Origin of the sequence: Streptomyces sp. NPDC057638, assembly GCF_042800315.1 — a bacterium.
In the GTDB taxonomy this organism is placed as follows: Bacteria; Actinomycetota; Actinomycetes; order Streptomycetales; family Streptomycetaceae; genus Streptomyces.
This window is the reverse complement of the sequence record NZ_JBHVHF010000259.1, coordinates 1-11,739: the sequence shown is the minus strand read 5'-3', so window position 1 is coordinate 11,739 and position 11,739 is coordinate 1. Positions and strand designations below refer to the sequence as shown.

Below are 11,739 nucleotides of genomic sequence, written 5' to 3'. Positions count from 1 at the left end.
GCCCCGGCCTTCGGGACCCGTCGGCCGTGCGGGTCAGGGCCGTTCGGCCAGCTCACCCGAGATGAACTCGGCGAGGTCGGTGAGGCTCTGGCCGCCCAGGATCCGGGCCAGCGGCACCGTCACCTCATACGCCCGCTGCACCTCGCCCCGGACCTCCGTGGCCATCAGGGAGTCCAGCCCCTGGCGGTTCAGCGGCTTACGGGCGTTGAGCCGCTGGGACGGCAGGGCCAGCACCCTGGCCACCCGCTCCTTCAGGAAGGCGTGCACCTCCTCCGCGTCGGCGCCGCCTCCATCCGCCGGACGGGCGCCGGGCGCCGGGGCCGGCGCGGGAGCGGTACTCCCAGCCCCGGCGGTCCCGGCAGGCGGGGCGGGGAGCACGGCCGTGACCGGCGTGACCTCCGCGACGAGCGGGGTCGGCGGGGCCGCGGGACGGTGATCCGGCACCCGCGGCGCGCCGGGCGCGGCCGGAGCGGCGGTCGTCACCACCTCGGTCAGCAGCGCGTCCCGGGCCGCCTCCGGGTAGGCCACGCGCCAGCGGTCCCAGTCCGCCGCGATCACCGTGACCTGGGCGTCCGGCCCCGCCAGCAACCGCTGGAGCAGCCCGATGGCCTCCCGGGGAGTGAAGCTGCCGAAGCCCCGGGGCGCGAGGTCGCGGCCGTGTTCCTCGGTGTACCGGGCGACCATGCCCACCGATGACCAGAAGCCCCAGTTGACCGAGAGCGCGGGCAGCCCCCGCGCCCGGCGGTGGTGGGCCAGGGCGTCGAGACCGGCGTTGGCCGCCGCGTACGCGCCCAGCCTCGGCGAGCCGAGTACCGAGGAGGCCGACGAGAAGAGGGCGAAGAAGTCCAGCGGCACCCCCTCCAGCGCCCGGTGGAGCGCCCATCCGCCGAGGACCTTCGGCCGCACCACGGCGTCGAACCGTTCGGGCGTCAGCTCCCCGGCGGAGGCCAGCTCGATGACACCGGCCGCGTGGAGCACCCCGCGCACCGGCGGGCCGCCGCCGTCCGTGTACTCCCGCAGCAGCGCCCGTACCGCCGTCTCGTCGGCGATGTCCACCGCGCGGTAGGCGACCCGGGCGCCGGTCGCGGACAGCGCGTCGAGCAGGGGTCCACGGCCGCCGAGTTCACCGCGCCCGACCAGGAGCAGATCCCTGGCACCGCGCTCGACCAGCCAGGCCGCCAGCTCCGCCCCGATGCCGCCGAGACCCCCGGTGATCAGATAGGTGCCCTCGGCGGCCGTCCACTCCTCGTCCGGCCGCGCGCGGTCGGCGCCGGGTGGCCGCGGAGCGCCGACCGTGTCCGTGCCCGCGCCTGTCTCCGTGCCCGTACCTGTGCTTGTGTCCGTACCGAGGCGGACCAGCACCTTGCCCGTATGGCGGGCGCGCGCCATCCGCCGGAACGCCGACTCCAGGCCCTCGGAACCCTGGCCGTGCCCACCCTCGTACCTCTCGTACGGAAGCGGCTCGACCGCACGGCACTCGACGAGTTCGAGCACCCGCTCGAAGAGGGCGCCCGCCTGGCGCGGACGGGTCCGGAGCATCTCCACCAGGTCCATGGAGTGGAAGGCGATGCCCCGGGAGAAGGGCTCCAGCCCGATCGAGCCGTTCTCCAGCAGATCCTTCTTGCTCAGCTCCACATAGCGGCCGTAGGGGGCCAGCAGCGACAGGTTCCGCGCGATCGCCTCACCCGTCAGCGAGTTGAGAATGACGTCCATCCCCTCCCCCCGGGTCGCGTCGGCGAACTCCGCCGCGAACTCCAGCGACCGTGAGTCGGCGACGTGCCGCACCCCCATGGCCTTGAGCAGCGCCCGCTTGGACGGGCTGCCCGCCGTCGCGTAGACCTCCGCGCCCCGCCACCGGGCGAGCTGGACGGCGGCGAGCCCCACCCCGCCCGTGGCACAGTGGATGAGCACCCGCTCCCCGGGCGCCAGCGCCGCCAGCTCGCAGAGCCCGTAGTACGCGGTGAGATACGCGGCGGGCAGCGTCAGCGCCTCCTCCACCGAGAGCCGGGCGGGCACCCGGGCGACCAGCCGCGCGCTGGTCACCACATGGCTGGCGAGCGCGCCCTCCGCCAGCGCGATGACCTCGTCGCCGATCCGCAGCCCGGCCACGCCCGCGCCCAGGGCGGTCACCACACCCGCGCACTCCCAGCCGAGCGGCGCGCCCTCCGTCAGCCCCGGATAGGCGCCCAGGGCGGTGAGCACATCCCGGTAGTTCAGCGCCGTGTGGGTCACCCGGACCCCGACCTCGCCCGGCCCCACCGGGCGGTCCGGGACCGGTACGCGTACGAACGCGTCCAGCAGACCGGTCGAGCGATTGCGGATCTCATACCGTGCCGGAGCGGGCGTGGCCCGCTCGGGCACGCCGCTGGATCCGGCCTGCTCGGGCACGCTGCCGGACCTGGCCTGCTCGGGCACGCCGCTGGATCCGGCCTGCTCGGGCACGCTGCCGGACCCGGCCTGCTCGGGCACGCCGCTGGATCCGGCCTGCTCGGGCACGCCGCCGTGCCCGGTCCGCTCCGGCGCGCCGCCGGACCCGGCCCGGCGCACCAGCCGGGGCACCCGGCGGCCGCCGCCCCGCAGGGCGATCTGGTCCTCCCGGAACCCGGCGGCGAGCAACTCGTCCGCCAGCAGGTCGACATCGCGCTCCCGGGCGCCCGCCGGAAGGTCGATCAGGGTGCACCGCCACCGCCGGTACTCCTGCGCCAGCGAGCGGCCGAAGCCCCAGAGCGTCGCCTGGCCGACCGCGACGGGCCCCGAGTCGTCCGGGAGGCGCTGGGCGCCCTCGGTCACCAGGCTCAGCCGCCCGACCGGCCCGTTCGTCTCGTCCAGCGCCCGCACCAGACGCAGCACGCTGTGACATCCGAGCCGCTGGGCGTCGGCGACCGCCCCGGCCGCCTCCTCCGGGGTGGCCGCCGGGTCAGGATCGCGCGCGTCGCGCGCCCACAGGTGCACCACACCCTCACACGGGGCGTCACCGACGGACCCGCGTACCTCGGTGAGCAGCCGGCGGTACTCCTCCGGCGCGTCGGGGGCGATCCGGTACCGGTCGGGCCCGGTCCTCCCGTACCCCGTACCGGCGGTGACGATGATCGCGCGGCCGCCGAGCCGGTCCGCGAGACGGTCGGTCTCCGGCCCGGCCCCGGCGAAGAGCAGCCAGTAGCCGTCGCGGCCGCCGGGCGCGGGCACGGCGGGTGGTGCCGGACGCCAGGCGAGGTCGTGCAGCCAGCCGTCCGTGTCCCGCCGTTCGGGGCGTGGTTCCAGGAAACGCAGCGCCACCCCCTCCAGCTCGGCGATGAGCGCGCCCTCCTCGTCCCGTACCGTCACCGTGCCGGTGACCGCGTCCGGGCCTACGGCGGTGCGGACCGCGTGGCTCCAGAGCGGACCGGCGCCCGGACGCCGGTACAGCCGGGCCCGTGCGATGCCGCCGAGCACGAACGCCTCGTGCTCACCACCGCCGCCCGACGCGCCCATCGCGGCGGCCAGGGTGTGCCCGCAGGCGTCCAGCAGCGCCGGATGGAAGTGATGGGGATCCCCGGCGGAGCCCGCGGGGCCGAGGGAGGGCGGTGCCTCGATCCGCGCCAGCGCCTCCCCGGGCCCGCGCCACAGCGAGGTGACACCCCGGAAGGCGCCCAGCCACTGGTTCCCCTTCGCCGCGAACTCTCCGTAGAACTCCTCCCCGGTCAGCTCCCGGCAGCGCCCCTGGACCGTCGCCCGGGGCTCCCCGGCCGCCGTCGCCCGACCGGGGCCGGGGGCCGGGAACTCCAGCCCCCCGTCCGCGTTGCGGGTGAACTCCGGCTGGTCCGGGAAGCGGCTGCTCACCTCGAACGACCAGGCCCCTTCGGCGCCGGGGACCAGCGCCACCCGGACCACCGGCGGCGGCCCGGACGGATCCAGGTAGATCGCCCGGCGGTAGGTCACGTCCCGGAGTACCGGCAGCGCGCCGAACGCGCCCGACGCCGCGGCCACCACCAGTTCCACATAGGCCGTCCCCGGCACGACCACCACACCCTGCACCTGGTGGTCCCGCAGATAGGCGTTGGCCGCCAGGTCCACCGGTCCCTCCCAGACCGGGCCCGTGTCCGACGCCACGGGCGGGCCGAGCAGCGGATGGTTGTGGTCCGGGGCCGGGTCCGTGCGCGCGGTCCGGTCGCCCGTCGTCGCCGCCAGGGTGCCGACACGGCCGGTGGGGTCGGTGCGGTCGGTGTTGTTGGCGGTGTTGTCGGTGTCGGCGGTGTTGTCGGTGTTGTCGGTGTCGTTGGCGGTCTCGGGGAACCAGTACCGCTGGCGGTCCCAGGCCGGTCCGGGCAGCCGTACCGCCTCCGGCACCGGAGCGAAGAGCCGGTCGAACCCCACCGGCTGACCACTCAGATGGATCGTGGCCAGCGCGTCCAGCAGACACGCGGCCTCCGGCTCGTTCCGCCGGGTCGAGCCCACCACCAGACTGCCGTCACGGGCGGCACCGGCGGCGGAAGCAGAGTCGACGTATTCACGCATCGCCGGTACCAGGATCGGATGCGGGCTGACCTCGACGAAGACCACCGGCCCTTCGTCCAGCAGCCGCTGCACCACCGGACCGAAGTGGACCGGCTGGCGCAGATTGCCGGCCCAGTACGCTCCGTCCAGCGTGCGACCGTCCACCGGCGCGCCGTCCAGCCCGCCGACGGTCGAGTACATCGGCAGGTCACCGGCGCGCGGGCGCAACGATTCCAGCGCCGCCAGCAGCGGCTCCCGCAACGGCTCGACCTGCGGCCCGTGTGAGGCGAAGTCCACCCGCACCAGACGGCAGAACACCCCGCGCTTCTGGAGCGCGACCAGCACCTCGCGCATCGCGTCCGCGTCCCCGGACAGGATCGTGGACGACGGGCCGTTGACGGCCGCGACAACCACCTGACCGTCGTACGGCTTCAGCTCCCGCTCCGCCTCCTCGGCGCTCAGCTCCACCGAGGCCATCGCGCCCCGGCCCGAGACCCGCCGCGCCAGGGCGCTCCGGCGGCAGATGACGGCGGCCCCGTCGGCGACGCTCAGCGACCCCGCCACACAGGCCGCCGCCACCTCGCCCATGCTGTGGCCGACCACCGCGTCCGGATCGAGCCCCCAGGACCGCCACAGCGCGGCCAGCGCCACCTCCATCGCCCACAAGGTGGGCTGGATGACGGCGACCCCCTCCAACTCGCCCTCGCCCTGCGTCAGCAGATCGACGACCGACCAGCCCGCCTCCGCCGCGATGGCCGTGTCGCACTCCTCCAGCGCCCGCCGGAACACCGGCTCGGTACGGAGCAGCTCCCGCCCCATGCCCACCCACTGCGAGCCCTGGCCGGGGAAGACGAAGACGACCCGGGCGCCGTCGGCCAGCCGTTCCACCTCGTCCGCCGAACGGACGAAGGCACCCGGCTCATCGGCGAGGAACGCGCCGATCCGGTCCGCCAGCTCCCGATGACCGGAGCCGACCACCGTCAGCCTGCTCTCCCGGTGGTCCCGGCGCAGCGCCGCGCTGGCACAGATCGCGCGCGGCGACGGGCCGCCGCCCTCGGCGGCCCGGGTCAGGAACTCCCGGAAGTCCCGCGCCACCTCACGCAGGGTCTCCGGCAGATGCGAGGAGAGCGTCAGCAGGCAGGGTCCCTCCGACTCCGACTCCGCCCCCACCGTCGCCGTAGTCGGGAGTACGGATACGGGTACGGGGCGGTCGGCTCCGGCCGCCACGGGCTGGTGGGCCCCGACGACCACATGCACATTGGTGCCCGAGATCCCGAACGAGCTGACCCCCGCCAGCCCCGGCCGATCCCTCCGGGGCCACTCCACCGCCTCCCGCGGAACGCGCAGCGCCGCCCCCGGCCAGTCGACGGCGGACGTCAGCTCCTCGCTGTGCAGACTCGGCGGCACCACCCCGTGCTCCAGCGCCAGCACCGTCTTGATCAGCCCGGCGATCCCGGCCGCGCCCTCGCTGTGACCGATGTTCGTCTTCGCCGAGCCGACCAGCAGCGGGCGGCCGGGCGGACGGCCCTCGCCCAGCACGGCCGCGAGCGCGCCCAGCTCGACCGGGTCACCCACCGGGGTCCCGGTGCCGTGCGCCTCCACATAGTCGACCTCCGCCGGATCCACCCCGGCGTCCGCGTACGCCGCCCGCAGCGTCTCCCGCTGCCCCGACTCCGCCGGAGCCATCAGCGCGTTCGCGCCCTGACCGTCGTTGACGACCGCCGAACCCAGGATCACCGCCCGGATCGCGTCCCCGTCCGCGACCGCCGCCGCCAGCGGCTTCAGCACCACGACGCCGACGCCCTCGCTGCGGACGAATCCGTTGGCGGCGGCCGAGGCGAATCTGCACCGCCCGTCCGGCGAGAGCATCCGCCCGTCGGAGAAGGTGATGCTCTCCTCCGGCGTCAGCACCAGGTTCACCCCGCCGGCCAGCGCCAGCGTCGACTCCCCGTCCCGCAGGCTCCGGCACGCCATGTGCACCGCCGTCAGCGACGACGAACAGGCCGTGTCGAGGGTGAGGCTGGGACCCCGCAGGTCGAAGGCGTACGAGAGGCGGCCCGACAGCATGCTCGGTGCCGTCCCCGCGTTCGCGTACACGTCCAGCACGCCCCGCCTGCTCATCGATTCCCAGTAGTTGCGCCCCATGGACCCGATGAAGACCCCGGTGCGCCCGGCCGTCAGCCGGGCCCGGGTCAGCCCCGCGTCCGCCACCGCCACCGCCGCCGTCTCCAGCAGCAGCCGCTGCTGGGGGTCCATGTGCTGGGCCTCACGGGGAGCGACACCGAAGAAGCCCGCGTCGAAGGCGTCGATACCGTCGAGGAACCCGCCGTGCCGGGTGATGATCGTGCCGGGGGTGCCGGGCCGTGGATCGTAGTAGGCGTCGATGTCGAACCGGGAGGGTGGGACCTCGGTGACACAGTCATGGCCCTCGCGCAGCCGGGTCCAGTAGGCCGCCAGGTCGGGGGCCTGAGGGAAGACACAGGCCATGCCGACGACGGCGATGGCGCGCGGGTCGGTGGCGACGGCGGTCGCGCGCCGGTCGGCGGGTGTGGCGACGGGGGTGGCGGTGGCGTGCGGGTCGGTGGGTGTGGCGGTCGCGGTGGCGGGTGTGTTCTTGGCGGCCTTGCGGTTCTTGCGGCTCGTCATGCTGGTCTCCCTTGTCTCTCACACGAACCGGGCGGTCTCTTGCACGAACCGGGATCTCTCACATGACCCGGAGGTCTCTCAGATGGCCCAGGGGGCGTCGGCGCTCACCGTCAGGACGGCGGCGCTGACCACGAAGCCCGGTGCCGCTCCCGCGAGCAGCACATGGTCGCCGGGCCGCACCTGGCGGGTCGTCACGAGGTGCTCCAGGGCCACCACGTGGTCGCTGGCGGCGAGATGTCCGACCGTGCGGCCGAAGTCCCAGGTGGACTTGGAGTCCGGCAGGCCCAGCGGATCGAGGAGGAACTGGCCCACGAGGTACTCGCCCTGGTTGACGTAGATGACCCGGGTGAGGTCGTCGACCCCGATCCCCGCCTCGTCGAGGGAGCGGTGGACCACCGCCGCCTGCCGCTCCGCGATCACCTCGTTGATCTCGGCGAGCGGCCGGTACGCGCCACTGAAGTGGCGGGCCCGCGCCACCATGTCGATCGTCTCCCGGCCGTACCCGTCGAACAGCGGCTCACCGCCCCGGTGCAGGCCCTCCAGCTCCGGGATCACCGACTGGTTGACGGACCGCACCCGCGCGATGCCTCCGGCGGTGTCGAGCACCATGGCGCTGGCGGCGTCGCCGATGACCGTGCCGGGGCCGTACCCCTGCCACCGGTCACCGAGCGGGGAGGCGAAGTTGTCGGCGGTGGTGAGCAGCGCCCGGCCACGGGCGGGATCGGCGGCGAGCTGGCCGATGGCCAGTTCGAGGGCGGCGAGCATGCCGTTGCAGCCCTGCCGCACCTCGAAGACGGAGGCGCTGTCACAGCCCAGTTCGCGCAGGATGTACCCGCCCGGGTACCACATCGACGGACCCTGCCGGAAGACACAGGAGTGGATGAGCAGATCCACCGAGGAGGGGGCGCTCCCCGCGCGCCTGAGCGCCTCCCGGGCCGCGGTGACCGCCATGTCGACGGGCGGGGTGTCCCCGGCCACCAGGGTGCCGGTGACACCCGAGTCCAGCATCGAGGTCTCCTCGTACAGCCCCAGTTCGATGGCGCGACGGCTGCTCATCCGCTCCGGCAGGTAGGTGCCGAGCCCGCTGACGTACAGACCCTCCGACCGCATACGGTGCCTCCTTGGTGGCTCGCTGTCCCCGTGGTGTCCCGATGGCTCCTGGCGCGCTGCCGCGCGGGCCGGCCGGTGGTCCCGGCCCTCCGGTCCTGTCGCCCGCTGCCCGGTACCGTCCTCCGGTCCGGCGTACGGAGGGGCCGTGGCCCGTCATGGACGCTCGTCCAGGTACCGCGAGACCAGGGCGGCGATCTCGCCCAGCGGGCCCGGTTGGGTCATCCGGGTGTGCGCGCAGGCGATGGGGTGTTCCTCGATCCGACCGCCTACATGGGGGTGCCAGGCGCCGGGGCCCATGGCGTCCTCGGCCCGTTCCTCCGTCGCGGTGAAGAACAGGACATCGCCGTCGTAGCGGGCGGGCTCGTATCCGTGGAGCAGCCGGAGGTTGTCGGCGGCCAGCTCGGCCAGGGCCCGGACCTGGTCCGGGTCGAGCAGCGCGGACACACCGGTCTCGGCGTGAAGCCGCGCCAGCGGGTCGTCGCCTTCGGTTCCGTCGCCTTCAGCGCCGTCGTCTGCCGCCCGCGCCGTGAGCAGCCGCAGGGCCTCATCACGGTCCTCGGGGATCCGCTCGCCGGACGGTACGCCGGGATAGGCGTCCAGCAGGGCGAGCAGCCGGACCGTCTGCCCGCGCCCGCGCAGCTCCGCCGCCATGGCGTGCGCCACGATGCCTCCGTAGGACCATCCCAGCAGGTGGTAGGGCCCTTCCGGCTGTACGGTCCGCAGGGTGTCGACATGGTGCGCCGCCAGCGCGGCGAGCGTCGTGGGACGGTCGTCCCGGTCTGTGATCCCGGGCGCCTGGAGCCCGTAGAGCGGGTACTCGCCGCCGAGGCCGCTCATCAGACCCGCGTAACACCAGCTCAGACCGCTGGTCGGGGCGACGCAGAAGACCGGCGGCCGACCACCCCGGGTCCGCAGCGGCAGCAGGGTGCCCAGTGCCTCCGTGCTGTCACCGGTGCCCGCGGTGTCCCGGGTGCCGAGGCGGCCCACGAGCCCGGCCACCGTGGGGTGGTCGAAGAGGGCCCTGATGCTGGGGCGCACCCCGAAGGCGGTCTCGACACGGCGGATCAGCTGGGTGGCGAGGAGGGAGTGTCCGCCGAGTTCGAAGAAGTTGTCGTCGATGCCGACGGTGGGGAGGTTGAGGGTTTCGGCGAAGAGGGTGGCGAGGATCTTCTCGTGGGGGGTGCGGGGTGGGCGGTTGGTGGTCTGGGCGGCGAAGTCGGGCGCGGGCAGGGCCTGACGGTCGAGTTTTCCGCTGGTGGTGAGGGGCAGCTCGGCCAGGATGACGAACGCCGCCGGAACCATAGGGGCGGGTAGCGACTTCTTGAGGTGGTCGCGGATGTCGGTGGTGTCGGGGGTGGTGTCGGGGTCGGCCGGGACGAGGTAGGCGGTGAGGTGGGTGGTGTGGGTGGTGGGGTCGGTGTGGGTGTGGGCGGCGGCGTGGGTGATGCCGGGGTGTTGGGTGAGTGCTGTCTCGATTTCGCCGAGTTCGATGCGGAAGCCTCGGATTTTGACTTGGTGGTCGGTGCGGCCGAGGTAGGTGAGGGTGCCGTCGTGGTTCCAGCGGGCGAGGTCTCCGGTGCGGTACATGCGGCTGCCGGGGGGTCCGTAGGGGTTGGCGGTGAACCGTTCCGCGGTGAGTCCGGGCTGGTGGAGATAGCCCCGGGCGAGCCCGTCCCCGGCGATGTACAGCTCACCCGCGACCCCCGGCGGCGACTGCCGCAGAGCGGAGTCGAGGATGTGGACCCGGGTGTTCGGGTTGGGGCGGCCGATGGGTGGCGGCGCGGACGGGGTCAGCGGGTCGGAGAAGGTGACGCAGGCGGTGGCCTCGGTGGGTCCGTACGCGTTGACCATCCGCAGCCGTGGCGCCCAGCGGGCCACCAGCTCGGCCGGGCACGCCTCACCGCCGACGACGAGCGTCCGCAGGGTGGGCAGGCCGCCACCCTGCTCGCCGGAGCCGGAGCCGGAGCCGGAGCCGGAGCCGGTGTCGGTGTCGGTGTCGGTGTCGGTGTCGGTGTCGGGTCCGGGGCCGGTGTCGGGTCCGGGGCCGGGGATGGTGGCCAGGACGCTCGGCGGGATGAGGGCGTGAGTCACTCCGTGTGCGCGGATCTCCCGCGCCAGCTCCTCCCCGGCGAGCGGTCCGGGCGGCGGGACGACGAGGGCGGCACCGGCCGCGAACGCCATCAGGCACTCCATGACGCTGGCGTCGAAGGTCGCCGAGGCGCTCTGGAGCACCCGGCTGCTCCGGTCGAGCCCCAGCCGCTCGATCTGGCTCGCGGCCAGCGAGGGAATCCCCGTATGGGACACCACGACCCCCTTGGGCCGCCCGGTGGTGCCCGAGGTGTAGATGATGTACGCGGGGTGCCATGGCAGGAGAGTGGCTGTCCGGTCCGCGTCAGTGGGGTTGGTACGGGGCTGACGGGCGAGCCGTGCGAGCGTCTCGGACGTATCCAGCGCCAGGGTGGGGACGCAGGTGCGCGGCAGGTGCGCGGCGGCGTCGGCGCTGGTGATCAGGAGCGCGGGCCGGGCATCGGCGAGGGTGAAGGCGAGCCGTTCGGCGGGGTGCCGCGGATCCAGCGGGAGATAGGCCGCCCCGGCCTTGAGTACGGCGATGAGGGCGATGACCAACTCCGGTGAGCGGGGCAGGGCGAGCGCGACGATGTCCTCAGGGCCGATCCCCGCGCCGATCAGCTGATGGGCGAGCTGGTTGGCCCGCTCGTTGAGCTGGGCATAGGTCAGCTCGCTGTCACTGGCGTGGTGGAGCAGCGCCGGTGCCCGTGGGGTTGTCGCGGCATGGGATTCCAGCAGCTCGGACCAGTGCCGTGGGGTGAGGTCCCGGGCCGTGTCGTTCCAGCGCGCGAGATCGCGGATCTCGCCGGGGAGCAGCGAGTTGACGCGGTGGATGGGCAGATCGGGGTCGTCGGCGACGATCTCGAAGAGACGCAGCAGCCGGGCGGCGATGGATTCGACGGTGGCCCGGTCGAGCAGATCGGGCCGGTAGCCGATCTTGATCCCGAGGCGCTCTCCCGGGACGACGGTGAGGCTCAGCGCGTAATGGGTCGCGTCATACGCCTGGACATCGGTGAGGCGCAGATCGCCGAAGGAGGCGTTCAGGGCCTCGGAGTCGAGTGGGTAGTTTTCGAAGACGGTGGTGGTGTCGAAGAGTTGGGTGTGGGGGGTGGTGTTGTGGATGTGGGTGAGGCTGAGGTGTTGGTGATCGAGGAGTTGGGTTTGTTGGTGTTGGAGGTGTGTGAGGTGTTGGGTGATGGTTTGGGTGGGGTGGATGTGGGTGCGGGTGGGGATGGTGTTGATGAAGAGGCCGGGGGTGTTGTTGATGTGGAGTATTTCGGGTGGGCGGGTTGTGGTGGTGGTTCCGAAGGTGATGTCGGTTTGGTTGGTGAGGGTGTGGAGGAGGAGTGCCCAGGTTCCTTGGATGAGGGTGTTGGTGGTGAGGCCGTGGTGGGTGGTGTGGTGGTGGAGTTGTTGGGTGGTGTGGGGGGTGAGGTGGTGGGT

3 protein-coding genes are annotated in these 11,739 nt (G+C 73.5%); all 3 read right to left on the bottom strand.

The window, feature by feature from the left end; all coding sequences use genetic code 11:
• Positions 1-33 precede the first annotated feature (33 nt).
• Entirely contained in the window at positions 34-7,119 is a 7,086-nt protein-coding gene (locus ACFVIM_RS26970; RefSeq protein WP_384306325.1) for an SDR family NAD(P)-dependent oxidoreductase, read from the bottom strand.
• 78 nt (positions 7,120-7,197) lie between these two features.
• On the bottom strand, positions 7,198-8,229 hold the full coding sequence (locus ACFVIM_RS26965; protein ID WP_384306323.1) for a ketoacyl-ACP synthase III family protein: 1,032 nt from the start codon (positions 8,227-8,229) through the stop codon (positions 7,198-7,200).
• Between the two features lie 153 nt (positions 8,230-8,382).
• Positions 8,383-11,739 (bottom strand): alpha/beta fold hydrolase (locus ACFVIM_RS26960; protein ID WP_384306321.1); only part of this gene is annotated, 3,357 nt, incomplete at its 5' end.

Bases quoted from the DNA above. Each gene is read 5' to 3' on its own strand.
- ACFVIM_RS26965 (WP_384306323.1), bottom strand. From the start codon at position 8,229: ATGCGGTCGGAGGGTCTGTACGTCAGCGGGCTCGGCACCTACCTGCCG.
- ACFVIM_RS26970 (WP_384306325.1), bottom strand. From the start codon at position 7,119: ATGACGAGCCGCAAGAACCGCAAGGCCGCCAAGAACACACCCGCCACC.